This window comes from Verrucomicrobium sp. BvORR034 (assembly GCF_000739635.1).
In the GTDB taxonomy this organism is placed as follows: Bacteria; Verrucomicrobiota; Verrucomicrobiia; order Verrucomicrobiales; family Verrucomicrobiaceae; genus Verrucomicrobium.
Window position 1 is genome coordinate 1 of record NZ_BATQ01000168.1, and the last position, 26424, is coordinate 26424.

The following is a 26424-nucleotide window of genomic DNA, read 5'->3' on the forward strand; positions in this document are numbered from 1 at the left end:
AACACGGCAACCCTGAGCACGCCACCTCATAGGGCGGGGCGTTTTACGTTTTACAGCCCGAGCTTCCGCTCCAGCGCCGCCTCCATGGCCCGCTCCACCAGGAGCACCGCCAGGGTCTGGGTGGCCTCGTCCAGGGCCTGATTCGCAGCCTTCAGGGCCCGCGCATCGTGGGGCTCCACGCCCAGCAGGCGCCTTACCTCCGCATTGCACTCGCGGATCTTCACGGTTTCCGCCGGCTCAAGCAGGCCTTCACACTGGATCAGGGCCTCGTCCACCGCGGTTGTTAGCTCCTCACTCTTGAGACGGGCCTCCGTCCAAATGCGCTCGTTCATGTCCTCGAAGGCGAAGTCCACGCTCTCCGCGATCATCTGCTCCACACGGGAGTCATCGACATCGACTGCTGAGTTTTGAATTTCCAGCACGGTATCCGCCTGGGTGGCGGTATCGCGGGCCAGCACCTGAAGGATGCCGTTGGCATCAATGGCAAACTGCACCCCCACTCGAGCACTGCCTTTTGGTCCTGCTGGGAAGGGAACAGCCACGCGTCCGAGTTCCCAGTTGTCCTTGGCCAGCTCCCGCTCCCCCTGCAGCACGCGGATGAGCATTTCAGACTGGTTGGCCACGGCATTGGTGAACATTTCCCCGGCCTTGCAGGGGATGGTCGAGTTGCGCGGGATGATCACATTCATGAGACCGCCAAAGGTCTCGATGCCGAGTGAGAGCGGCGTCACATCCAGCAGCACCACCTGACGCAGTGACCCTGCCAGAATGCCGGCCTGGATGACGGCCCCCATCCCAATGGCCTCATCAGGGTTCTGGGAAACATCCGGCTCCCGCTGGAAGATGGCCCGCACGGTCGCCCGCACGAGAGGCATGCGGGTGCTGCCTCCCACCAGAATCACATCATGCAAATCGGACACCTCGCAGCGGGCATCCGCCAGGGCTCTCAGGCAATGTTTGCGGGTGCGCTCCATCAGAGGTTGGGTGAGCCCCTCCAGGTCGCTGCGCGTCACCGTGACCTGCACGCTTTGCTGTTCGAGGAAAAATGGCAGCAACACCTCCGTCGAAGAGACGGAGGAGAGATGCTTCTTTGCCTCCTCCGCAGCGGCGATCAATCGCATGCGCTGGAGGGACTGAAGGTCATCGTAGGCCCTCGCCGGATCGAGCCCGCAATTGTCCCAGATCCACGCGGCCAGGGTGCGGTCGATGTCATCGCCGCCCAGTTGGGTATCCCCGGCGGTGGAAAGCACCTGGAACACACCGTCCCGCATCTCCAGCACAGAGACGTCGAAGGTACCTCCACCCAAGTCATACACGGCAATGCGACGGTGCTCCTCCAGCTTGTCCAGCCCATAGGCCAGCGCGGCTGCGGTGGGCTCCGCAAGAATCCGCTCCACCGTCAGCCCCGCCTGCTCGCCCGCCAGCTTGGTGGCATTGCGCTGAGCATCATTGAAGAACGCCGGCACCGTGATGACCGCCCGCGTGACGGGCGCCTCCAGCGCACGTTCCGCCACCGCTTTGAGGTGCTTGAGGATGTCCGCGCTCACCTGCACCGCTGTCTTGCCCAGGCCAGCGAGATCATAAGGCGGCTGCCACGCCGACTCCCCTGCCCGCCGCCCCATGAGGCGCTTCACCGAGGTGACCGTGTGTTGCACATCCACCGCCCGCTGGCGCACGGCCGCACTGCCCACCACCACCTCTCCGTCTGGTCCATAGTGGACCGCAGACGGTGTCATCCGGGAGCCCTCGCCATCCGCCAGGAGGATGGGAAACCCGCTGTCCACCACCCCCACAAGGGAATTGGTGGTGCCGAGATCGATGCCGAGGATGTAGTCTGAGGCCATAGCACGGGCACGTTAGCGCGGGGCGCAGTCGCATCCAGCACCAATGCACTGAATGCCTCTACATCATCAGTTGCAGCAGCCGTTCGCGGATCTGCGCCTGCCACTTGGTCAGGTAGGCCATGCGGGCCTGCAGGGCGGCGATTTCCTTCCAGGTCTCCAGACTGGCGGGATCCGACTCCAGTCGGGTGTCCAGCACAGGCAGCGCCGTTTCCATCTCTTCCAGACGGGAAGCGATGGCGGCGCCCAGCTCCTCCAGCCGTTCGCGCTGTTGCATTTCCTCATTGGCCAGAAGGGCCTTCGCGAGCGCGCTCTGGGCGCGGCTCTTCTTCTCCACAAACTTGGCCGAGGCATCCAGCGTCTGCCCGATGCTGGAGAACAGGCTCATCATCCGCTCATCAAGCGGCACGGTGCGCCAACTCCGGGCGGCCTCCGGGGCGGCGACTTCCAGGAGATGCTTCACCCGCTTGTCCGGGGCCTTCAGCACTTCATAAGCCGCATTGACCTCTGAGGCTTCGCGATCACTGCCACCGTGATCCGGATGCGCCTGTCTGCTTCGGCTCAGATAGGCCTGTTGCAAGGTTCCTTCGTCCAGGGACAGACGGGCAGGAAGAGCGAGGATATCAAAGGCGTTGGTCACAGGGCAGCGATTTTTCAGTCCACTCAGGATGAACTACCTGGCACTAGCAGTTGCTACAAGCATTAGCAAACCAGTGGATTGCAACATGAGCCAACTTGCAGAGGATTGCACGTCGCAGCGGGGTTTTTCGCCAAATTTGTGTTGGGCTGAATGACGCGCGGTATGATTTCGGGGTAAATGGCTGTAGCCGATCCTTCGAAAGCGAGCGCGTTTCCGCATCTTGGCAAACTCACCCCCCATCACCATGAAAACCGCCAAGGTCTCTCTTGCGATCGCTGCCGCCTCTGCATTGGTCGGGATGGCTTTCCTGATAAGGGATCGGCAGAGGGCGTCTGACCATCTGGCTGGTTCCAGCACTCCTTCCAAGCCACGGCCCTCGACCGAGTTCGCCCCTGTGGCGTCACAGAAATCAGATGCCCCTTCTTTGGAGCCGGGCGAAGCGAAGCGTTACCGTCCCGAACCTGTTTCTGAAGACGTGCGCCTCAAGGTGGATGCGCTGGTCCATCGTCTCAAGGATTTGCCTGACGAAGAGAAAATGCATGATCCGGAGCTGACCACACTCATGGATCGATTTTCCGAATTGCTGGATGCCGTTGCTGAAAACCCCCGCCTTGAGAAGGCAATGACAAGCCTGATGGGCACGAAGGGCATCGACCTCTCGAACCCTGGTTCGAAGCCCCATGAGCGCCCTGGAGTGCAGATACCCTTTAGCCGGTTTGATGATCCCGTGGGGCGGTCATGGCTCGAAGCAGTGGTGTCCGATGATGAAAAGCGGGTTGAAGACTGGATCGTGAACCAGTTTGATGGCGCCTCATTCGAGTTTGCCCTGGATCCGGACCTGAAAAAAACGAGCAAGGGCATTACCGTGACAGCTCCTTCCGCTGGCTCGAAAGAAGCCGAAGATTAGGTTCCCCCCGCCCGGGTTCAAGCGGCCGCTCGCGCCACGCTGACGGGGCGATCGCCATCATCAGAAACAAAGCGGAATCACGGATGACCTCCGCGCTGATCCCGCACTTACCCTGCTCGTCGGGGACCGATTGGGATCTTATTCATTGCCGGAAGCTATCCGCTTGCTGAGGATATTTCTGTGATCGTCCTGAAAACCCCAATTCAGGTAGATGGAACGCGCCTTTTCATTGTGGTGATTCACTTCAAGTCGAAGGATGGGGATGTTGCGCAATGCGACCCACGCTTCAGCAGCGACGAGTGCGCTCTTGCCTGCTCCCACGCCGCGTGCGGAAGGTTGTACAAAAAGTTCATCCAACAATGCAAAGCGCCCCCCGAACTCCAGGCTGAATCCTATCGTCAGGACGAAATAGCCGTGTGAGCTTCCACTGGGATCCTGGAGCAAGAAAATGGCTCCAAGGTTGGGACCAGCAAGAAGCAAGTCGAGTGCCGTGGAGGCGGTCACGCCGTCGTAGGGCAATTTTTCTTCGGCGTAGAAGCTCTGCATGAGTGATTGCACCGCGTTGATATCCTCCTGCGAAGCGAGGATCCAAACGAACTTGGGATCGGCCACATTCATAAGAGAACTATCGTTGATTGTCGGAATTCGGAGGTCAAGCTCCGTCTGAGACGGATCAACAAGTGCGCTAAAAAGTAGCACAGCCCTGTTTCGGGAGACGCACAAGGCAACGATTGGGAAGAGCGACTTATCGGATTGCACCGGAGCAGACCCATCCGACAACAACTCGCAATGACCTGAACTCACTCCTGTCAGGTGGAAGGTCAGGTCCATCCCGAAATGCGCAATCATTCATGCGTTTTTACGCAATCGGCACTTCCTGCAAGCGCCCTCAGTGCCTTCTTTTGCCAACCGGCCAGCATACATGAAATCCAAGCGTCCAATCCACCTCTGCGCATCTCTACTCATCCTTATTTGTGCGCTTAGCACATCGCCAGCGGAAACTCCAGAAAAACAAGTTCAGGAATCGGGAAAGCAACCTTCCCAAGCAGCTGCGGACGAAACTGTGAAGATATATTGCGCAGCCTGGAGGGAATCCGATATCGAGCAAAGGAGGAAACTACTTGAAACTGTATGGACTCCCGAAGGCACTTATACCGATCCTTTCTCGCACGTCGAGGGTCGCGAGGCACTTGTTGAACTCATTGGAGTCTTCTTAAAGAAGTTTCCAGGAGGCCAGATCGTGCCTTCAAGCCATGCGGACTTCCATCATGGCATGCTTCGCTTCACCTGGAAGTTCATCGACAGAGATGGGAAGACTGTCGATGAAGGGATGGATTTCGGCATCATAGGGATTGATGGGAGGTTGCAGAAGATCATCGGCTTCTTTGGCGCCCTCAAGCCTCCATAGGCAACGGGGGTCATGCGAATTCCTTCCAGCCGCCATTTGTCAGGCGGGCTTGGCTGTCTAAGCTGACGCCAACGCCCTCTTTCCATGCCCGATACCGAGTCAGAAAGCCCCTTCATTGTCTTCTTCAGCAAACAAAACGAAAAATGCTCCCGCTGCAGCCGCCCCATCATGCAGGGCGCCCTGCTCTGCGTGTACCGGGACCACAAACTGACTTGCACCGGTTGCGAGAGACTGGGGGACCACCTGCTGCTGCCCGCGGGTGATGTGGCCCTGACCCGCCGGGCCACGAAACACTCCAACGTCGCGCATCCGGTCTATTCACCCGAGAAGCGGCGCAATCGGTACGAGCGGCGCGGCACGCTCGTGGAAGCGCACGCTCTCCAGCTCGCGGAGGCGGAATGCGAAGCCGATGCGGCGGACCGTGAAGTGAAACGCGCCAAGGACGCCGTGCGACGGGAGAAGATGGACCAGGAGTACATCGCGGTGTTTGCGATGCGCATTCGTCAGCTCTACCCCTCCTGTCCCGAGGGGTTGGAATCAGAGATCGCGATGCACGCTTGTGAGAAACACTCAGGCCGTGTGGGCCGGCGTGAAACCGCCCGCGAGGAACTGGACGATGAGTCCCTGAAGCTCGCGGTTCGAGCCCATATCCGCCACACCGAGACGCCGTACGACAAGCTCTTCGAAAGAGGCTACAAAAAGGAACAGGCCCGCGACGCAGTGATCGACATCGTGAACCGGGTGGAACGCAAGTGGGCGGCCGAGTGAGTCAATAGAGCACCACCGCCCCCGTGCTGGCATTCAGCACGAGCGTGCGATAGTTCGACGGGAGCGCGTCAGGCGTGCGCTCCCAGTCGGTGGTGAGGGCGAGGGTCACACACCACTTCGGGGCCGAAGCACCGCGGGGCAGCGTCGTGCCGCCGTCTGGTTTGAAGGCAAACAGGGGCGGGGTGGTGTCCACATCCTCCACGGCGGAGGCGTTCACCAGGGGAGAGCGGGCCAGCAGGGTGGACCAGGCCTCCTGTTCGAGCATGATGGTGGATTTCTCCAGCAGGTTAACTTCACCAAAAGGCCTCCACTTTCCGGTGATGCGGTCCGGCACCATGAGTTGCCAGCCTTGGAAATAACTCTGCCCTGCACCCCCGCCCTCCTGCTCCCGACGGAGGAAGCGGACGCCTACCAGACGGTTCTCCCGTGCCGCCAGCTGCGCTGCATAAGCGAGCTCGTTGGTGAACCGCGCGGAAGACGAGGTGAGCTGTTGCGCAGAGAGCGCAGATCCAATGGAAGAGGATGAGAGGGCCACCAGCATCGCCACCATGGCGATGACGACCATCATCTCGATCAAGGTGAAGGCTTCACCACGCGAGGCCGGGGAGGAGGGATGCTTAGTTCTCACGGGATGACATCAGTTTGGCGGCCGGGATCTGCACTGCAGTGGAGAAGACGCGGAAGCCGAGTTTGAGATTGACCAGTTCGGTCTCCAGCTTCTTCACGTCGCTCTCGTACTCCGCCGCCGTGATGAAGACCTTCGTATTGGCCACCGTGCGCAACTGGGTGGCAAGCGCATCCGTGCCCGAACTGTCCAGCTTGGACCAGTCGCGCTCATCCAGGGCCACCAGCGTGAGGCGGATCATCGGAGGGAGTTGATGACGGCTGCGTTCCGCCATGGTGGTGGTGTCTGGCCACTGATGACGGCGGGTGTCATAGATGTAGTTGGGCGCGGCCGTGGTGTCCGCCCCTGTGTCCTTGCCAGGCATGGGCCACACGGGCTGCACGAAGATGGCAAGGATGTTCTCCGCGACCGGCTGGGAGTCTGCCGCCAGATCAGAACGGAACCAGTCATAGAGACCATTTTGGGTGTTCTGCGCCTCCACCCACGGGATCTTCGTAGAGGTGGCACCGCCGTTGGGCGGAGTGACCAGACGGTAGAGGGAGAGCTTCTCTGTGGGCTGGCGGAATTCCATCAGGCGAAACCGCTTCCTCTGCGGGTGGGCAAGGGTGTCTTCCAAGAACGCCGGACGCCGAGGCAGGTCGCTATCATAAGTCACATACCACCCCCAGGCGTTGAGCATGGACTCCAGTCCATAAGGCTCTGTGGAAGCAGGGTTGGGACTTCCGGGATCCAGATTCTCCCCCAGCGGAGCCTGGAAGAAGACGGCGTGTCCTGCGGCCGGCACTGTATTGCCCAGCAGGGTTGTGACGGGCCCGTTCACGTAGTGCAGCTCGGACTGGCGCTGGTAGAGCAACGGGTTGCCGTTCGCATCCAGCTTGTAGCCCCAGTACGAATTGAGCGTGGCTTGAGAAAGCCGGGCAGCAATCGCTTCAAAGGCAGCCCGTGCCTCCCGGAACTCCTCCGTCCGGGCCTTGGCACGGCCCCAGGTGATCTGGGTGTCTGACAACACCTGGGACAACACCATCATGAGCACCGAGAGCACTGCCACGGATACCAGGAGCTCAATCAAGGTGAATGCCGCCGTCTTGCGGGATGGGCAGTGGCCGGACATAGGGCGGATTAGTTGGAGGCCACAGCGGCCGCGCTGGCCGTCTTGCCCGTCTGCGCCAGGAGGGTCTGCGCACGCTTGCAGGTGGCGGGTTTTTGAAAGGCAAGGTCAGGATTGGGGCTGCTGGTGACCAGGATCTGCACCGCCTTCAACCTTGGGTTCGAGGAAGACATGCCCGGCAGCGGCTTCGCGTCCGTCACTGACACGCGTGCCGTAAAGATGGCGCTGGTGTCGCCCGTCTTCACCCGCGTGCCCTGGGCATCGAAGGCGTAGTCCTGCTGGCTCCCCTGCTGCTGCTGCTGGAGCACATCACTCCATTCCCGCATGCGGTAGTCTGAGGAAATAGACTGCACGATCCTGGCAGAGGCGGTAGTGTTGGAGGCCTCGCGCAGCGTGTCCAAAGACACGGGGATCAGCCCCACCAGGGCCACCAGCACGGTGGCGGCGATGCCGACGGCGATGGTGGTCTCCACCAGGGAGAAGCCGCGACAGTGAGTGAATTTCTTTGAAGGTGGCAGGGTCAGTTTCATGGCATGAACGTTTTGCGGGTGATGACGCGGAAGCGGTAGTAGTCGTCCAGGGCTCCGCTCTGGGTGGGGTTGGCGAAGTAGTTGGGAAGCTCCGGATCGTTAGGATCGATGTAGCGCTCGATGATGGAGGAGCCGCGCTGTTCTGCGGTGACGGCATCCTTGCTCTCATCCCACTCGTTCGCGGCGGTGGAACGGGCCTTCTTGAGCACCTGCACCCGGTAGTGCACGGTGAAGATGTTCGACTTGGTGGTGAGGCGGGGGTAGAGCTGGTTGTAGGGGGACTCGCGCACGTTGTCGCCGGTCAGCTCAAACCCGTCCTTCTGGCTGGTGAGGCTGCCGTTCCACCAGGTGACCATACTCTCATAGGTGGGCGATGAGCTTGGCAGCCCGTCGGCACGCGGGTAGTAGGTGCGGCCCGACATCGGCTTGGGTACGAGGAAAATATCACAGATCTCCGAGGCGCTTCGGAAGATGTCGCCCTGGTCGAACCGCTGGCGGAAGCCCTTCATGGTCTCGTCAACGTTGACGTCGTAGGTGTTCTCGTAGCGATACCAGTGCTCCCAGCTCTTGTAGCACTGCTCCATCTGGTCGGCCGTCACGGCATTGGTCGTGGTGTCCTTGGGCCAGGCGGATTCCGCGGGCAGCGCCGTGATTTTCACACTGCGGAGGGCGGCGTAGAGCCCGGTGTCCCGTTGAATGTAGGAGAAGGGCATGATCTGGGTGTTGAGATTGATCTTGCCTGCGGTGGAGAAGGGTTCGCTGATGGCATAGGGCTCCACCACGGGCATCCAGAACATGTCCAGGAGCAGGTGATCCCGCGGCGGGCGGAAGCCCCAGTGGTCCGTCTGAATGGGCTCCAGATTGGCCGCACGTACGCGCGAAGGAGGGTTGGGACAGAAGAGCAGCGTCTGCCAGGGCCCCACGCGATTGCTGTTCGCCGGGGTGGGATGAATGCCGGTGGGCAGCGAGCCAAAGGCCACGGCCGAACAAATCTGTCGATTGGGCGAGTACGTCCTCCCATTGGTTTCCTGGTTGAACCCGTCACGGGCAAAGTACCCGACCCTCACCCCCACCACGTCACCGGTGGCACCCGTGTCGTCCGGCTTGTTGATGTACGGCCCGTCTTCGATACGGCCCATGCCGCTGTCCCAATCACCAGGGCGGTTGGTGGCATTGTAGGCCCCATCCAGCTGATACGGCGCGGCTGGCTGGCAGTCCTGCCAGTAGGGAATGTCCTTGAGCAAGCCGTAGGGCTTGGTCACCTTCTTGTCGTTGCCGATGGTGTAACCCGCGAGCTGCCAGATGTGCTGCTTGCCGACCGTGTTGTAAACGTTGGCATTCCCGTGAATGCGGCCGTAGTGACCGGTGAAGGTCGTACCGGCATGACGCAACGTCTGAGCCTCCTCCTTCGTGGTGCTCTGGTAGTCCGGGTGAAGCCTGTAGTAGTCCGCCGGAATGTCCCGCAGACCGCACATGAGGCGGAAGTCGCCCTTCATGCTGGTGTTTTGCGCATTGGTGATGACCGACCGTACGGTGTCACCCAGGACGATGAGATAGTTCTGCGGATCATTCTTGTTGAAGCGTGTTTGGAGGTCCATGCACTCCTTGGCCACGGTCCAGTTCGCGTTGGAGGGCATGCTCGAATTCACCCGCACGGTCGGAACCGGCCAGGCCCCAGTGGGGGTGGAGAAGTTCAAGGTCGCCGATTGGATCAAAGTGGTGTCATCCAGCTGCCCGGCGGCGCCGCTGCCCACATGGGTCTCGATGGTGATGGGACCGCCCGTGAACTGGAAAGTGTTCTGCGTGGAGACATCCACGTCGACACTCACAAACGGGAACGAGTTGGTCTCATCCGCGCCGACACCGCCGATGGCGATGGATTTCATCAATCCGCCCCGCGCCCGGTAGAACTGAGCATGAAAGGAGGTGTAGGCGGTGGAGTGACCACCATCCTTGGCCGAACCCGCGGGCACCCAGACACGATTGACACCTGCCGCGGGAAAGCCCAGAGGCTGGCTGTTCACCTTCCAATTCTCCATGCCCTTGATGCGATAGCGCACGTTGGGAGAATAAGGCGGCATGCCCACCACCGGGGTGAAAGGCTGGAGCACGAGATAGGCGCGCATGCGTTTCGTCTTGTCGGCCTTGCTGTCGGCCGGGGCCACATCTTTGGGGCTGCCGTCCGGGTTGCTGTCCACCTCCGTGGCCATGAAGATGAGCGAAGCCTCGACCACCGTGGGAAAGCGGCCAAACGCCTTGAGCTTGGATCCAAAGGATTCTGCGGAAGTCCCCTGCGACACGACCGGCACGGCGGCGGCCTCCGCGAGGTACTCATTGTTCAGCCCAGTGTAGGCCCGCGGCGGGATGTAGTGGTACTTGGGCGTTTCATAGGGGTTGCTGGCGTTCACCCCCCAGCGAACGAGATCGAACATCTCCAGCAGCACCTGGTTGCGATTCATCGAACCGTACTTGTCATCAAAGGTGGCGGTGCCAAATCCGGGGATGCCCGCCTTGGTCAGCTTCTGCAGGTAGGTGAACAGGGTCTGGTTGCCCGCGAGCTGAAAATCCGCCGTGGGGCTCTGGGAAGAACCCTGCTTGCTAGAGTCATTCTCCCACGTCGAGGCGCGCTGGAAGGCACCCACCTGCCCGCCGGAGGTGGCACAGAAGGCCAGCAACTTGTCCTTGGCCGTACGCTTGGTGGTCTCCGCCTGGATGGGCCAAAGGGAGATGCGGGGACGGTTAAAGAGGTTCACCTCCGGAGCGCGACTGTGCGCGGTGAGGAAGAACCGCCCCGCTTCCAGATCCGATGCATCTACCGATCCGCCGGCTCCATTGGGAAGGCGATGCCCGGTGGCGGCATCAAAAGAAGAGCCATAGAAGAACTCATCCACCGAGGTGAAGAGACGGTCCCTCTTGAGCGGGATGCCGGTGGCACCGGTGACGGCCTCCGTACCGCCCATGGTGCTCTCCCCGGTCGCGCCCAACTGGACGCGGGGCAGCAGGTCATAGATGTTACGCAGCCAGGTCTGGTAGGATGTCTTGTTGGTCACCGTGCCGTCGCTCTGGACCTGCGGGAACTGGTAGGCGTATTGGGCATCAAACCCCTGGAGCACGGTGCTCAAGCAGGTCATGGCCGGATGACCAGGAAAGCGCTGAAACTCGTTCTGGCCCGGAACGTAGTAGGCGAAGTTCCGGTCGGACCAGCCCACGGCCTTCGGCACATCCCAGCCCGTGCCTTCACCCGCGGTGTTGATGTTGACCTTGCAGCTCTCGTCATCCGTCCAGAAGGCGATGCGTCCCACGATCGGATTGTTTCCTGTGACCACGTCCTTCTTGAAGGTGGCACGCCCGCCTTCACCGCCATCCGGCGCCACCACCGTCCCGTCCTGCAGCACGTAAAGCCAGCGCAGTGGCATGGGCATGGGCTGCTCAGCCGTCGCTCCGGGGGCAGCGACGGTGGAGGAAAGGCCGAACCCCGCCACCTTGCCTGCCGTGATGCCGCCAGAGGTGGGCAAAGCACTGGAGTCCAGCACGGGATACACGCGACGGACATTCCCATTCGCATCCAGTCTGGCGACGGGCTCGTTCAAGTCGGTGAACTGGGCGGTGTTTTGTTTCCAGTCCGTCAGCGTGCCGACTTCGTTGCTGGCATTGAAGTCGGCCCCTGCCTCGGACATCTTGTCTGAGGAGTAGAGCCTCCAGGCGGTCTCCAGCTTGGCCCGCCCTGCCACCGTGCCCGCCGTGGTGCCGTACACGCGAATCATGCCCGGCTGGGAGGCCCAGGTCTTGCTCAGCCCCAAGCCGGAGGTGGCCTCGCGAACCTGACCCATGACTATGCTCACTGGCATGTCAGTAAGGCTGCGCACCTGTGAGGTCTGGCTGAAGGCGGAGGAGGATCGCGCTTCAGAGGAGCCCATGGACAACAGAGCCAGCACCAAGCCCATGAGAAGGGCCACGATGGCGAGCACCATCACCAGCGCCATCCCGGTCTGCCGGCGTTTCCAGTGAATGAAGATTCGGTTGTTCATAGGATCGATGATTGGGCGAAGGCAGAAGGATCAGAGACGGCGGCGGCGGCGCAGCACCACGCCAGCGAGAGCCATCATGAGGAGGGCGGCGCGACCAGGCTCTGGCACCACCACCACCTGGATGTAGAGGCCGTTGAGGTCGGTGGAGAGCTGCCACTTCAAGTCCTCGCCGAGATCCGGCATGTCCAGCAGACCGAGAGAGCCGGTGAACTTGGCATTGTTCGGGTTCCCACCCACAACCACGTTGCTCCAGTCGATGAGCTGCCACTTGTCCAGCTCCATCCAGAACTCGGAGGTTTCGTTGATATCCGTCACCTTCAGCGTACCTCCCAGCACGATGGCGCTGTCACTCTTCAGCACGAGCACGTCATTGGTGGCCAGCGGGGAGCTCAGGTTCGAGTCTCCGCCAAAGTTCTCCACGATGTCGAACTCCAGCGTCCCCTGAAGGGTGATGATCCCGGTTCCGCTGTTCTGCAGGGTGAAAGACTGGCCGGTGCTGTCCCCAAATTCACCCAGCTTGCCCACCTGGAGGGTGGCCCCGCTGTTGATGGAGATGTTGCGGTCGGCGGCGGTCACGACCGAGCCTGTGCCGCCGAACCTCGCGCCCGACTGCACCGTGACATGCCCCGTGCCCGTGCCGCTTCCGGCAGTGTTCTGTACCAGGTAAGTCCCGCCCGTGACGGTCGTTCCGCCTGTGTAGGTGTTGGCGGAGGAGACCGTCACCGTGCCTGCGGTGCTTTTCGTCACCGCAGCACTGCCATCCAGGATGGCGGTCACGGTCCCGTTGCGCAGATCATAGGAGCTGGCTGTGAGCACTCCGGTGGAACCTTCGATGGTTCCATTCGTCAGCGTCACTGCGGCGACGGTCTCATTGTTGGTGCCCAGACTGAAGATCGCGCTGGCTCCGTTCACCGTCACGGCTCCGGTATCGGCGAGCACTCCGGCCGCCCCCAGCGCCAGCGTACCATCCAGAATGGTGGTGCCGCCTGTGTAGGTGTTGCCTCCTGACAGCGTCAACACACCCGCCCCACTTTTGATCAGCCCGCCACTGGAGTTGCTGCTGAGAGCCACGGTGCCCGCGCTGGCGGCCGTGGTGGCCCCACCCCCGTGCAGCGTGACCGTGAGCACATCCCCATCCACATAGCCGGTGCCGGGATTGGTGATGGTGAAACCTGTGACCACACCGTTCACCACTGTAGCCACCGCCGTGGCTCCCGTGCCCGAGCCACCGCTGATCACCACCACCGGGGTGTCCACATAGCCGGTACCGCCACCCGCCACAGCGATGCTGCTGACGCCGCTGCCGTTGGGCGCGAGCAGCGCCTGGCCAATCGTGATGTCAAAGCCCGCGGTGTCGATCTTTGCTCCGCCCGAATAGACAAAGGCGTTGGTGAGCCCGGTCATGAAGGTGGTGTTGGTCGCATTGGCCTTCAAGGTGCCGCCATTGAAGTTGAACAGGCCGGTGCCCGCCCCCTTGGTCACCCGGTTGGTCGTGAGGATGCCGCCCAGGAGGTTGACCGTGCCGTTGGAGGCCGCCCCGGTCTGGCCGAGCGCAAGGCCGTTGGTCGCCAGGTTGACGGCAGCGGAGCCGGAGAGGTTCAAGACGCCAACTCCATTCTCACCCACGAACATCCCACCGCTACCACTCAGCGCGGAGAAGGTGGCGGAGCCGCTGAGGTTGTACACCCCGATGGATCCCGCGCCCCCTGCTCCGACCGTCATGCGGTTGGAATTCACAAAGACATCACCAGCGGTCTGGTTGAAGATGGCGCGGTCGTTGTTGAAGGCTACCACGAACCAGCTGCCCGAGGTGACCGTACCGCCGCTCATGGACAGGGCAGCGAAGGCTCCGGCACCCCGCCCCAGGTGAAACTCACTGGTGGTGGTGATGCTCCCCGAGGACATCCTCACAAAGCCACGGCTACTGGCCACGGAGCCCACCGCAAAGCTGGGGCTGGTGTTCTTCGTGGCGTTCAGTGTGCCGCCTTCAACAGAGAGGATCGCGTTGAGGTTCGCGGTATCACCAATCGTGACCTGGCCGATGTTGGCTGTATTGAGGGCATTGACCGCCCCCAGCAGGCGGAGCGTCCCCTCGGTGACATTGAGGGTGCCGGTGAAGGTGCTTTGCCCGGTGAGGCTGAGCGTGCCCGTCCCGTTCTTCACCAGGCCAAAGCCGGTGCCACTGATTGCCCCGCCCACGGTCAGGGTGCCGGAGCCGTTGGTGGTGATCGTGCGGGTGGCGGACAGCGTGACACCGCCCGTGCCCAAATTCAGGTCATGGGCGCCGCCATAGACGAAGTTGGCGTTCCACACCATCGCGTTGTTCGTGCCCACCGTCACCGCACCACCGCTGGTGTTGTTGATCGTGCCTCCGTTGATGGTGAAGGTGCCGGTACCCAGAGCAGAGTTGCCTCCGCCTGTACCTCCCTGGTTGATGTTCAAGGTGGTGCCGGAAGACAGGTTGAGCCCGCCGGAGAAGGTGCTGTTGCCAGACAGGGTGAAGGCACCCGTGCCGGCCAGGGTGAGGGTACGGGCCCCGCTGATGATCGAGGAAATCACCGCGGCATTGGCGGAGTTGTTGGTCCACGTCTGATTCGCCCCCAGCGCGATGCTCTGGACAGAAAGAGTGAGTGCGCCCGCCCCGGAGTTGATCGTGATGCCCGCAGGGTCAACGATCGTGAGCACATTGGCCCCACCGATGCCCACCGCGTTCGGGGTATTGATGGTGAGCGACTTGATGGAGATGTCTGCCCCGAGGGTGGTGCTGCTTTCATTGGCCGCGCCGGTCGCGGAAAAGATCACCGCTGAAGTGCCGTCGAGCGCCTGGCCTGGATCCGTGGTCCCGGCCGCGTCACTGGTGAAGTTGGAGTTACCGCCGCTGAGGGCACTCCATACGCCGCTCACGTCTCCCTTCCAGTAGGCCACCTCAGGAGAGGTGCTTGTGAAGACATTCAGAGTCAGCGTATTCCCGCCGGTCACGCTGAGGGAGAGGTTGAATCCCGCCAGGGAGGCGGCCGCGAGTTCGAAGTTGGACGCACTGATGCCCGTGGCCCCGGTGATGAGCTGGTAGGAGCCCGCCCCGTAACCGGCAATGTTCACCAGGTTGATGGTGGCGACGCCGCTGGTGAAGGTGTAGGTCCCGCCGGTGAGCGCGACCTGGTCGCCTGTGGTGCCAAGGTCAAAGGAAAGTACATTCCCACCGGTGAGGGTCAGCCCGGCGGAGAGGGTGAGCGTCCCCGACTGGCCGTCCTGGAGATTGATGGCGGATCCGGCACCCGTCAAAGAAACGAGGCCTCCAATGGTTCCGTTGCCCCCCAGCGCCCCGGTGGTGGCCACAGTGACGGCCGTGTTGCCGAGACGACCGGTGATGCGCAGCAGGCCGCCGTTGATCTGGGTGGCACCGGTGTACGTGTTGTTTCCTGAGAAGGTCTGGGTGCCCGTGCCTGCCTTGATGATGCCGAGGGAGGTCGCCAGCCCGTTGCTGATCACCCCGCCAAAGGTCTCGCTGCCAGTGCCGGAGAGCGTCAACACCGGATTGCCGCCAGCGGCGTTGGAGGTGATGGTGATGGCTGATGCGTCGTCATAGGTCTTCAGCAGACCGGTGGTCTGGCTGTTGCCATTGAGGTCCAGAGTCGTACCCGCCCCCATGGTCACGGTTCCAGTTCCCAGCACTCCAGAGTTCGCGTTGTTCACCAGCAGCGTGCCGCCGGTGATGGCCAGGCCGCCGCTGTAGGTGTTGGCTGCGCCACTGAGGGTGAGCGTGCCCGCCCCGGTCTTGGTGAAGAGCCCTGCTCCAGTGATGTTTCCTGAGAGCGTGGAGGCGTTGCCATTCGTGTCAAAGGTACCCGCCCCCGTGAGGGTGACCGCCTTGGCCGTGGTGATGCCTCCCGTGGCGGCCTGCAGGGTGCCGCCGTTGAAGACGATGCCGTTGGTGGTGTTCCCGCCGTTGATCCCCGCCGTGGCGGCACGCAGGATGCCGCCGTTGAGATTGATCACGCCCGTGAAGGTGTTGGCGTTGCTGAGATGCATCGTGCCCGCTCCGGCCTTGGTGATGCCGGCCCCGCTCAGAACACCGGAGACCAGCAGATCTACGCCGGAGGCGGTTGCGCCCTGGGCGGTGGTGAAGGTCATGGGTCCCGTATCGCGCGATACCACGTTCCCGCTCACCGTCGAGGTGACGGTGCTGGCCAGGGTGGCGATGCCGAAGCCCGTGGTGAAATTGTACGCTCCGCCACCGGTGGAGGACATGGTGGCCCCGGTGAGGTTGAAGTTTGTCCGGTACCCCTGATTGCCCACCACCGTGTTGTTCACCGTTCCGCCCACCACGTTGACCGTGGAAACCCGGGTGGCATCGTTGTTGAACCCAAGCGAGTCGGCAAAGGACAGATTGAGCTGAGCGCCGGAGTTCACGGTGACGGTTCCTCGAACCGCACCCGCTCCGCCACCGGCCGACAGCACCAGCGTGCCGGAGTTCACCACCGTGTTGCCAGTGTAGGTGTTGATCTGGTTGAAGGTGGCCACTCCGCTGAAGACATCCCCGCCGATCACGCCAAACGTCACGCCGCCCGTGCCGCTGATGACTCCGGTCTGGGCGACATTCCCGTTGCCCGTGAAGGTCACTCCGAATCCTCCATTGGTCACGGCCCCGAGGGTCAGCAATGTGGTGCCGCCGATGGTGGGGTTCACGATATGGAACGTGGGGGCCGCCGTGAAGGTGGTGGCTCCAAAGGTGATGCCTGCCGTGCCGCTGCTAACATTCGCACCACCTGCCACCACGAGGCGCTGCGCCCCGATGGAAAGCGTTCCCAGCGTGTGAGTCACGCCCGCCCCGGCCGTGAGGCGGTCCGAGGTGACTCTGGCATCGCCGGTCACCGTGGTGTTGCGCCCAAAGTTCAAGGCGGTGTCATTGGCAAGCTGCAGCTCCCCGCCTGCCAGCGTCAGAGCGCCTGCCCCGAGCGCCGAGGCGCTGGTGGTAGCGCGCAACACCCCGGCGTTCACCGTGGTCGCCCCGGAGTAGGTGTTGACTCCTGAAAGCGTCACCGTGCCCAGCCCGCTTTTCGTCAGCGAGCTGGCTCCGTTGGCCAGAATGTTCGTGGTGATGGCGAGGCTGTCATTAAGCTGATCCGCGCGGATCACGAGCTCTGCACCGCTGGCAGCCTGGATGCCCGTGCCGCCCGAGAGGGTGGCCCCACCAGCGACATTGCCTGATTTCAGGATGCCATTGACCGTCAGGGTCGCACCAGTGTTGAGGGTGAAGCCTGTGTTCCCGCTGAGGTTCAAGGTGGTGAAGGTGGCCGTGTCCTGAGCGGTGACGGCTCCAGTCGTCTGCACATGCGTTCCAGTCAGCGTGGTGCCTCCCGCAAAAGTAAAGGCCCCGGAATCAAACCCGTACTGGAGATCACGAACATAGCCGGTGGCATCATAGAAAGCGTAGGCGCTCCCGCCGTAGAACGTGCCTTGATCGATGAACGACCCGGCGGGGACGCCACTGGCAAGGACAATCTTGTTGGTTGTGCCGTTGGCACCTCCAGAGATCACAAAATTGGCCGCGGCCCCGGCGGTGCGGACGAAGGAGGCAAACGTGAGCGTGGTATTGCCACTGCCTCCATAAGTGGAGGTCACCGTCCCCTCGCCCACTGAGAAGATCAAAGCCCCCATGCCCTGGCTGCTGCCAGCCGCTTCGTTGAACTCGATGCCACCGGTTCCTGCAAAGGTCAGAGCCGTACCTGTGATGCCATTCAGGGATCCCGTAGTACCGTTGCCCACCTTCAAGAGACCGCCGCGAACGGTCGTGAGGCCGGTGTACGTGTTGGCTCCTGTAAGCTGCATGGTGCCAGCGCCTGCCTTGGTCAATGCTCCCCCTGTGGTGACACCTTGGGCCCAAACCAGCCTGGCAGACACCAGCAGGTCTGTGCTTGCGCTCGCAGTGGCATCTGCCACCTGAAAGGTGATGGTCCCGTTCAGCATGACCCCGTTGGCCACCGTATCCGCCACGTCCGTGTTGATCGTGGATACGCTGGTGCCACCCACAGTGACGGTGTTGGACAAGATGATGCCCTGATAGAGGTTGCTGAAGCCATTGCCGGTGGTCAGCGTGCCGCCGTTCATGGTGATAGGCCCGAGGGCATTTGCATCCCCTCCACTCACTCCGCCGCTGACGGTGGTCACGGCCGTCCGAACCACGCCGCCCTGATTGATTACAATCCGCAATTGTGGAGTCGATGTGGCATTGCCCATGGTGTTGCCATTGGCCAGGAGCAAGGTTCCACCACTGTTGACGGTCAAGACGCGTCCCGCAGTCTGGGTGTTGCCCAGGGCTGTTGTCGTGGGATTTGCCGCGTTGCGATTCAGCGCCGTGGTGAGGGTACCGCCATCCACCACAATGTTGCCTGTGAACGTACTGAGAGCGTTGAGCGTCAAAGTGCCTGTCCCTGTCTTGATCAGATTTCCCGCTCCACTGATCACTCCGGTGAAAGTCGTGGAGGCATTGTTGGCCCCGACGATCAGGTTCACGTTGGCGGTGTTCACATCCGTCAGCGCGAGAGCTCCGCTGCCTGCGAGACCACCCACGTTGAAGTTCAGCACACCCCCGCCGAAGGCCACACCGTTGGCCACGTTGTTGGTCAGGGTGCTGTTCTGCACGGCATTGGCATTCGCGAGCCGGAGCACGCCAGCCGTGACGGTGGTGGCACCCGTGTGAGTATTGGCCCCGGCCAGCACCCAGGTGCCTGCGCCGGTCTTCGTAACGCCCACAGAGGTCGCGCCGCTATTGGAAATAACTCCGCTTAAAGTGCCTCCGCCTGCGCCTGTCAGCGTCAGGGCCTTCACCCCGGCCGTGCCGCCAGCGCCGCCGCTGATGGCCCCTGCAAAATTGAGCAGGGCCGTCGTGTTGTTGTTGGTGAAGGTGTAACTCTGGGTGGTGGCATCTGTGCCCAGCAGGAGGGCGGCATTGATGAGCTGGTTGTTGATGAGGGCGGCATTCATCGTGATGCTGCCTCCGTTGCCCAGCGTAAGCGTTTGACTGCCCACCGCGTCTGACCCCAGCACATAGGCGGAAGCCTGATTGGTGTCGAAGATCACCGACTGGATCGTCACCCCGGCACCGAGATTGATGACCGTGTTACCACTGCCTGCACCATTGAAGGTGGCGGCATCTCCTGCTCCTGGAACGGCATTGATATCCCAGTTGGCAGCACCTGCCCAGGTGTTGTCCTGGCTGCCGTCCCACACGCCTGTCGCAGCCTGGGCGAGCCCTGCTGCACCCAACGCCGCCGCGAGAAGGATGGCCACCACAGCGCGCAGGGGACGCCGCGTGGTATCATTTCGCCAATCGCGATTCCCGACCGTTGTCAGGCTCGTCATGGCATCATCATTACATTGGCAACTGCGGAAGAGCATTGAAGGGCAGGTTGGAGTCGTTCCTTGAGGATTCAGTGAAGTAACCTGGATCATAGGGAACCCAGGCCCGGTCCGTCTCTAGAACATATGTTCTACCGGGCTCGGGAGCGGCAGGCGCCACACCGCACACAGATGGCGAACGCCCTGTAAAGATGTGAATGCCTGCATGACACGATCATCGCGGCCCCGTGTCGAAATGGCTTGGACCCGTCAGTCCACTTTTGGTATGGATCCGCCTTCCCCGGACGAACCATCCTCCCCGCCCTTCGTTTTCTATTTCATATAACCCATGCTCCGCACAGATCTATGAAGCCTGACGGCGGCGCTTGCGGAAGGCCAGCGGCGTCTCACCCGTATGGATGCGAAACTGCCGCGTGAAGGCACTCTGGTCATAGAAGCCGTTGTCCTGGGCCACCTCCGCCACCGTCTTGTCAGAGCCCAGCAGTTCATCACTGGCCGCCTGGATGCGGGTGCGGATGATGAACTCCTGGACACTCATGCGGAAGATCTCTTGGAATCTCCGGTTCAACTGCCGCTCGGAGATGCTGGCCAGACGGGCCATGTCCTCCACAGGAATGCGATCCCGGTAGTGGGCATGGACATAGGCCACCACCCGCTGGACCTGCAGGTCAGACGCAGCACTTCCCGGCGCACCAAAATAAGGCCGAACGATCCCCATCACCCCCACCGCCGCTCCGGATGCGTCGTAAATGGGCAGCTTCGTGGTCAGGAACCAGTCCTTGGCCCGGGTGCGGGCGTACAGGGCCTCCACCTTGTTGATGATGGGCTGCCCGGTGCTCATCACCCGAAGATCATCCTCACGAATGACGCGGGCCACAGTGACGGGATGGATGCTCTCATCGCTGGCCCCCAGGAGCTCCTCCTCATCTCTCACCCCGATCCTGTCCAGCGTGCCCCGGCTTACGGCGATGAACCGGCTCTCGCGGTCTTTGGCAAAGAAGTCTGTGTCCGGCAGGTACTCAAACAACGTGCCCAGTTGCCGGGCCACACCGGGCTGAGCCAGGAAGCGCGCCTGGAAGTCGCGGGGCGACACCTTGGCAGCACTGCCTGAGGTAGCGTAGGATTCATGGCTGCGGAAGGGAGGAGAAGGCAGGCTGATGCTCATGCGACTGCTGGGTGAGGGGCGACTGCGTGCTTTCGGTCCCTTCCTCCAACCCGCGCCCGACAGGTTCGATCACCAGCGTAAGCTGACCCGCCGTGGGTCTCTACAGAACGAATGTTCTGTTTTTTCGAAGTCTGGTATGATGCAGAATCGACGTTTCATATTCCCCCTCCCGCCATGCCAGACAACCACCCCCGCCGCCCTTCCCTGTTGATGATGCTGGGAGCGGCATGGATTCTGGCGGCGCTGACCGGGGTCTGCCGGGGGCAGCTTCCCATGACTGGAGATTCCCCGTGGCTTTCCCGCGTGTGGAAGGTGGATGACGGCCTGCCGAACAACGATGTGACGGCCGTGGCCCAGGCGGCGGACGGGGCCATGCTCTTTGCCACACCCAACGGTCTGGCCCGCTACGATGGCTGGCGCATGCAGGATAAGACCAGCCTGCTGGAGGGCATCCCCAGATCCGGGGTCAAAGGCCTGCTCTCCGCCCGGGACGGGGCCTTGTGGGTCATCCGGAAGGACTTGAGCCGTCACAAGGATGGGATCACCACCGTCATCGACAAGCAGGACGTCGGCTCCGCCCGGGGCCCGAACGCTTTCTTCGAAGCCGTGGACGGCACGATCTGGATCAGCTACGAGAATGGCTGGATCTTCCGGGTGGAGAGTGGGCAACTGCACGTGGCTGCGGTCGCGATCGGCTACAGCCAGCCTCATCAGCAACCGCCCGTGACCATGGTGGCCGAGGCCCCAGACGGCACCATCTGGGCCACGGGCCCGCAGACACTGTCGAAGTGGGACAGGGACCGGTTCGTGAATGTCGCGTCTCTCCCCACCGGGCCCAACATCGTGGCGGGGGCGAGAGACGGCGGCGTGTGGATCGTCAACCAGGGGGAACTGCTGCGGTTCACGGAAAAACAAGGCATCACCCCTGTGGCCCGGTTGACGCCCCAGCCCCCCGGTTACCGTCCGTTTGCCCTGCTGGAAGATGCGCGGCACCGGGTGTGGATTGGCAGCTACGTGGGAGGCCTCTACTGCTGGGAGGACGGCAAACTCCAGACGGTGCCCATCTCCAACTCAGACGTGTGGTCGATGAAGGAGGACCACGAAGGGAACATCTGGGTGGGCACGGGCGGAGGGGGCGTGTGTCTGGTGCACCGGCGGCTGCTGGAACTGCTGCATGAACCGGAGTCGCCCGTCTCTCAGACCGCGCGCAGCATGTGCCTGGACCGCCAGGGCAACATCTGGATGGCGATGCAGACAGGAGAGCTCTACACCCGGCAGGCGGGCCAGTGGAAGCATCTGACCGCCCCCCGGGACTGGCCCGGCCCCCTGGCCACCTGTGTCACGACCGATCCCTCGGGCAATGTCTGGATCGCCTCCAGCCAGGACAGACTGGTTCGATGGAATGACAACCAGTTTCACGTGGAGCCACTGCCACCAGCATCCCCGGGGAAATCACGCATTCGCGCCATTCACGCCTCCACCACCGGACGTCTCTGGCTCTTCCGCAGCGATGCCGTGGTCACGGGCTGGCCCGGACGCTGGCAGCAGCTCCTCACACCCGGTGGATGCGGAGACGTCACCTCGCTGGTCGAAGCGGGAGAAGAGACACTCTGGGGCGGCACGAACAAAGGCCGGCTGCTCAAGCTCACACCCACAGGGGTGGCAGATCTCACGCCTCCCGGTCTGGCGAGCAACTCCCTGCGCACGTTGTTGAGCGCACAGGACGGTGCGCTGTGGATGGGGACAGATGGCAGTGGCATCTGCCGATGGAAGGACGGCAGGCTCTCCGTGATCGGACCCGCACAGGGGTTGCGTCATGAGGTTGTCTCCCAGATGGTGCTGGATGGCAGGAACCGTCTCTGGGCGGCCGGAGACCGGGGCATCTTCCTCCTCGCCATGGAGGACCTCAATGCGGTTGCCGACGGCGTGAAACCCACGGTACGCTGTCTGGCATTCGGCACGGACGATGGCATCCCCAGCATGCAGGCCAACAGCGGCTACCACCCCAACACCCTGACGGACGCCGACGGACGCATCTGGTTCGCGTCCCGCAGCGGGGTGGTCATTGCCGATCCCTCCGTCCCGGGTGGCAACACAGCCCCGCCACCGGTTGGTATCGAGGAAATAGCAGCCAACGGCACCCTGGCATGGGAGAACACCCCCGCGGCGGGCCAGACCGTGCAAATCGGCCCGAGCATCCAGAGCCTGCGGGTGCAGGTGAGCGCGAAGAGCTTCACGGCGCCGGACAATGTGCTGCTCCAGCACCGCCTCTCCGGGGTGGACGAGGATTGGGTCAGCACCCCGCGCGACCGGGTTGCCGTGTATCACAGGCTGGGTCCTGGAAACTACACCTTTGAAGCCCGGGCGATGAACAACGACGGTGTCTGGAGCCGGAAGAATGCCGTCATGGGCGTCATCATCGCGCCCGCGCTGTGGGAGCGGACGTGGATCCAGGTTCTGGCCGGGACCCTGGCGGCAGGGATGCTGGCGCTCGTGGTCAACGCGATCAGCACCTGGCGCATTCGCCGGCAGAATGAAATCCTCAGACACGAGGTCGGGCTGCGGGAGGAAAGAGCCCGCATCGCGCGCGACATGCATGACCAGGTGGGCGCCAGTCTCACGGAGCTCTGCATGCTGTCTGATCTGGCTCAGGAGGACCGGAACAATCCCGCCCACCTGGACCGCCTGGCCCGCACCGCTCGCAAGGCAGTCGCGGACATGGATGAGATCGTCTGGGCGGTGAATCCGGAGCACGATGATCTGGCCAGTCTGCTGGACTACATCGCACAGCAGGCGCTGGATCAGACGGGCCCTGCCGGACTGCGCTGCCGGCTGGACATTCCAGAAGCCTCCCCCAACAGGGCTCTCACGGCGGACTTTCGTCATCACACCCTGCTCATCGTGCGTGAGGCCGTGAACAATGCCATCAAGCATGCCCAAGCCACGGAGGTGCGGATCCAGGCCAGCCTGGGCGGGCAGTCACTCTCCCTTTCCATCACGGACGACGGGCGGGGCATAACCTCTCAACTACCGGCCGCACCGGGCAACGGGCTCAAGAACATGAACGCCCGCGCAGCAACTCTGGGCGGCAGTTTGAAGGTCGCCAGTAGCACGGAAGGCGGCACTGCTATTCACCTCGAACTTCCCTGGCCGCAACGACCACCTCTCACATGAGCCATCCCCAACCTGTCACCGTCATGCCCATCCAAGTATCCATCGTTGAGGACGACAAAACCACCCGGGAGCACTTGATGTCCATCATCAATCGCGGTGAGGGGCTCGTGTGCACGCGGGCTTACAGCTCTGCGGAGGAAGCCATCCGCGAGGTCCCAGGAGCCCCTCCTGACGTGCTGTTGGTGGACATCAATCTGGGCGGGCGCTCAGGGATCGAATGCACCGCCGTGCTCAAGTCCACCCTGCCCAAGCTCCAGGTGCTGATGGTGACCACTTATGATGACACGAAGATGATCTTCGAAGCCCTGCGCGCCGGAGCCAGCGGCTACATCCTGAAGCGCACGCCCGCGGCTGGCATCGTGGAGGCCGTGGTCGAGATCCACAACGGTGGCGCGCCGATGTCCGTCCCCATCGCCCGCAAGGTGGTCTCCCACTTTCACAACGAGAGCCGCCGCGACGTGCGGGACCGCCCTGAGTTCTCCGGGCTCACACCGCGGGAGTTTGAGATCCTCACCCAGCTGGCCAAGGGGCTCCAGTACAAGGAAATAGCCGACCAGCTTGGGATCAGCACCAGCACAGTGCGCGGGCACCTGCACGTCATCTACGGGAAGCTCCATGTGCAGACCCGCACGGAGGCCGTCATCAAGTATCTGGGCCACCGGTAGCCACCGCCTCCACCACCCGCCCGGGCTTCAGCTCCCGGGAGAGCCGGCGGTACTGCCGGAAGGCCAGCGGGGTCTCCCCTGTGTGGTTGCGGAAGTGCTTGGTAAAGGAGCTCTGGTCGTAGAAACCGTGCTCATGCGCGATCTCCGCCACCGCCTTGTCCGTCACCAGCAGATCGTCACTGGCCGCCTGGATGCGGGTGCGCATGATGAACTCCTGCAGGCTCATCCGGAAAGTTTCCTGAAACCTCCTGTTGAGCTGCCGCTCTGAGAGATGGGCAATGCGGGCATACTCGGACACGGGGATGCGCTCGCGGTAGTGCTCATGGATGTGGGACACGACCCGCTGCACCTGCACATCCTGCACCCCGCTGCTGGACCCGGGGCGATACGGTCGCACAAAACCCATCACGCCGATAACCTCCCCGGCGGCGTCATAGACTGGGAGCTTGGTGGTGAGGAACCAGTCCTTGGCCCGCGTTCGGGCAAAGAGGGCCTCCACGCGGTCCACAATGGGCTTGCCCGTGCGCATGACGTGGAGGTCATCCTCCCGGATGCTCCGGGCCACCGAGGGCGGATGAATGACGGAGTCCGCAATCCCCAGATACTCCTCCTCCGCCGAGGCCCCGATGCGCCTCAGCATGCCCCGGCTGATGGCGACAAAGCGCCCCTCGAGATCCTTGGCAAAGTACTCCACATCAGGCAGGTACTCGAGAAGATCGAGAAGCTGCCGGGAGTTGCCCAGCCGCTTGAAAAAGCGGGACTGGAACGCGAGCCCGTCCTCCTCCTGAGAAACGCGGCGGGGGTTCCTTCCTACAACTATTTCATCAGGCAGTCTCTTCATCTTGGGGCACTTTGCCCCGGACCGGCTGGACGAGCGGACCGGGCACGACACCACCTTGAAGGGGAAGCGCCTCCGTTTCTTGGTGAATTCCGACAAGCCGTTGGCAAAGTCGGACACATTGTGGAGGGGAGGAAATTGCGACTGAAAGGCGGGAGCGGGCCTGAAGAAGCTTTAGCCAGTGCCTCCTCACGTCGACAACTACGACCGCTGATTTTCACGATTTGGCAGAAGTCATCACAAACAGCCTCTGCATCCGCACACCGCCCGACGGCTCACCCCTCAACTCTCACCCACTGGTTTTTGATCATCAACCACGCAGCGCCCCTGTAGTTGTCGACGTGAGGAGGCACTAACTGCTGCGTCTGCAAGGCACATCCCTGCGCATGAATCTCCAGGTTTCAAACCGCTCTTCCTCTCCCCTCCCAACACAGGTCCCCCCTACCCCGTGATTCGTCGCCGCCGCCGAAACGCCAGGGGCGTCTCCCCGGTGTGCTGGCGGAACTGGCGGGTGAAGGCGCTCTGGTCGCAGAACCCGTATTCCCCGGCGATCTGGGCCACGGACTTGTCTGACACCACCAGCTCATCACTGGCCGCCTGGATGCGGGTGCGCATGACGAACTCCTGCACGCTCATCCGGAAAGTTTCCTGAAACCTCCGGTTGAGCTGGCGGTCGGAGAGGTGGGCGATCCGGGCCAGGGTGGAGACGGGCAGGCGCTCGCGGTAGTTCTCGTGGATGTGCTCCACCACGCGCTGAAGCTGCTGATCCTCCACCCCACGGCGGGCACCGCCGCGATAGGGCCGCACGAAGCCCATCACGCCGATGATGTGACCATGTTCGTCATAGACCGGAAGCTTGGTGGTGAGGAACCAATCCTTGGCCCGTGTCCGGGCAAAGAGCGCCTCCACGCGGTCCACGATCGGTTTGCCCGTGCGCATGACGTGGAGGTCATCTTCGCGGATCGCCTGGGCGATGTAGGGCGGGTGGATGGTGGAGTCCAGCACCCCCAGATAGTCCTCCTCCTTCTCCCCGCCAAACCGCTTCAGCATCCCGGCACTGATGGCGACAAAACGGCCATCCGCATCCTTGGCAAAGTACTCCACTTCAGGCAGAAATTCCAGCATGGCGCGGAACTGCTGGTTGGTGCCCATGCGCTTGAAAAAGCGCGCTTGAAAAGAGCGGGGCGTGAGACTGTTTCCCGGGTGGCTGGGTTTCTTGGCAGGTTCTGCGGCACTTGGATTGGCTTTCATGACAATGAGCGGACGGCCTCCAGCGCGACAACGACATCCGTTGTCCCACCGGGAGCCACCCCTTCCGCAATTAAATGGTATGCCGGAACAAATTGCCAGCAAATCCCAGTTGGGACG

16 protein-coding genes are annotated in these 26424 nt (G+C 62.4%); 5 read left to right on the forward strand and 11 right to left on the reverse strand.

Annotation, left to right across the window (positions count from 1 at the left end; genetic code table 11):
- Positions 1-50: 50 nt before the first annotated feature.
- Both BV034_RS29350 and BV034_RS29355 read right to left on the reverse strand, forming a co-directional pair.
- Positions 51-1844: an Hsp70 family protein gene (locus BV034_RS29350; protein ID WP_050030504.1), complete on the reverse strand. Its 1794-nt coding sequence runs from the start codon at positions 1842-1844 to the stop codon at positions 51-53.
- A gap of 58 nt (positions 1845-1902) precedes the next feature.
- Positions 1903-2481, reverse strand: coding sequence for a DnaJ domain-containing protein (locus BV034_RS29355; RefSeq protein WP_050030505.1), 579 nt, complete (start codon positions 2479-2481; stop codon positions 1903-1905).
- A gap of 244 nt (positions 2482-2725) precedes the next feature.
- Between BV034_RS29355 and BV034_RS29360 the strand changes: the two genes are divergently transcribed.
- Positions 2726-3388, forward strand: coding sequence for a hypothetical protein (locus BV034_RS29360; protein WP_050030506.1), 663 nt, complete (start codon positions 2726-2728; stop codon positions 3386-3388).
- 138 nt (positions 3389-3526) lie between these two features.
- On the opposite strand, the gene BV034_RS29365 is transcribed toward BV034_RS29360, so the two are convergent.
- Complete coding sequence (locus tag BV034_RS29365; protein WP_265593604.1) at positions 3527-4219, reverse strand: GNAT family N-acetyltransferase; 693 nt, start codon at positions 4217-4219, stop codon at positions 3527-3529.
- A 91-nt stretch (positions 4220-4310) separates the two neighbouring features.
- Between BV034_RS29365 and BV034_RS29370 the strand changes: the two genes are divergently transcribed.
- Both BV034_RS29370 and BV034_RS29375 read left to right on the forward strand, forming a co-directional pair.
- On the forward strand, positions 4311-4796 hold the full coding sequence (locus BV034_RS29370; protein WP_050030508.1) for a nuclear transport factor 2 family protein: 486 nt from the start codon (positions 4311-4313) through the stop codon (positions 4794-4796).
- Positions 4797-4880: 84 nt separating this feature from the next.
- Positions 4881-5564, forward strand: a complete 684-nt coding sequence (locus BV034_RS29375) for a DUF2293 domain-containing protein (protein WP_050030509.1) — start codon at positions 4881-4883, stop codon at positions 5562-5564.
- A gap of 1 nt (position 5565) precedes the next feature.
- On the opposite strand, the gene vccD is transcribed toward BV034_RS29375, so the two are convergent.
- The 6 genes from vccD to BV034_RS29405 all read right to left on the reverse strand — a co-directional run bounded on the left by vccD (position 5566) and on the right by BV034_RS29405 (position 20379).
- Positions 5566-6192, reverse strand: a complete 627-nt coding sequence (gene vccD, locus BV034_RS29380) for a Verru_Chthon cassette protein D (RefSeq protein WP_265593605.1) — start codon at positions 6190-6192, stop codon at positions 5566-5568.
- Positions 6182-7300: a Verru_Chthon cassette protein C gene (vccC, locus tag BV034_RS29385; protein WP_050030511.1), complete on the reverse strand. Its 1119-nt coding sequence runs from the start codon at positions 7298-7300 to the stop codon at positions 6182-6184. Before vccC ends, vccD begins: the two co-directional genes overlap by 11 nt.
- A gap of 8 nt (positions 7301-7308) precedes the next feature.
- A complete protein-coding gene (gene vccB / locus BV034_RS29390) occupies positions 7309-7827 on the reverse strand; it encodes a Verru_Chthon cassette protein B (RefSeq protein WP_050030512.1) in 519 nt (172 codons plus the stop codon).
- Positions 7824-11855, reverse strand: a complete 4032-nt coding sequence (vccA, locus tag BV034_RS29395; protein ID WP_050030513.1) for a Verru_Chthon cassette protein A — start codon at positions 11853-11855, stop codon at positions 7824-7826. Before vccA ends, vccB begins: the two co-directional genes overlap by 4 nt.
- A gap of 30 nt (positions 11856-11885) precedes the next feature.
- Positions 11886-19217, reverse strand: a complete 7332-nt coding sequence (locus BV034_RS29400) for an autotransporter-associated beta strand repeat-containing protein (protein ID WP_050030514.1) — start codon at positions 19215-19217, stop codon at positions 11886-11888.
- Positions 19218-19557: 340 nt separating this feature from the next.
- Positions 19558-20379, reverse strand: a complete 822-nt coding sequence (locus tag BV034_RS29405) for an AraC family transcriptional regulator (protein ID WP_050030515.1) — start codon at positions 20377-20379, stop codon at positions 19558-19560.
- A gap of 174 nt (positions 20380-20553) precedes the next feature.
- Between BV034_RS29405 and BV034_RS29410 the strand changes: the two genes are divergently transcribed.
- Positions 20554-23553, forward strand: coding sequence for a sensor histidine kinase (locus tag BV034_RS29410; RefSeq protein ID WP_050030516.1), 3000 nt, complete (start codon positions 20554-20556; stop codon positions 23551-23553).
- Positions 23550-24218, forward strand: a complete 669-nt coding sequence (locus BV034_RS29415; protein WP_265593606.1) for a response regulator transcription factor — start codon at positions 23550-23552, stop codon at positions 24216-24218. The genes BV034_RS29410 and BV034_RS29415 overlap by 4 nt, the downstream gene beginning before the upstream one ends.
- Here the strand turns inward: BV034_RS29415 and BV034_RS29420 are convergent.
- Together BV034_RS29420 and BV034_RS29425 are read right to left on the reverse strand one after the other, a co-directional pair.
- Entirely contained in the window at positions 24196-25059 is an 864-nt protein-coding gene (locus BV034_RS29420) for a helix-turn-helix domain-containing protein (protein ID WP_081888206.1), read from the reverse strand. The genes BV034_RS29415 and BV034_RS29420 overlap by 23 nt on opposite strands.
- A gap of 438 nt (positions 25060-25497) precedes the next feature.
- Positions 25498-26307, reverse strand: a complete 810-nt coding sequence (locus BV034_RS29425; RefSeq protein ID WP_050030518.1) for an AraC family transcriptional regulator — start codon at positions 26305-26307, stop codon at positions 25498-25500.
- Positions 26308-26424 lie beyond the last annotated feature (117 nt).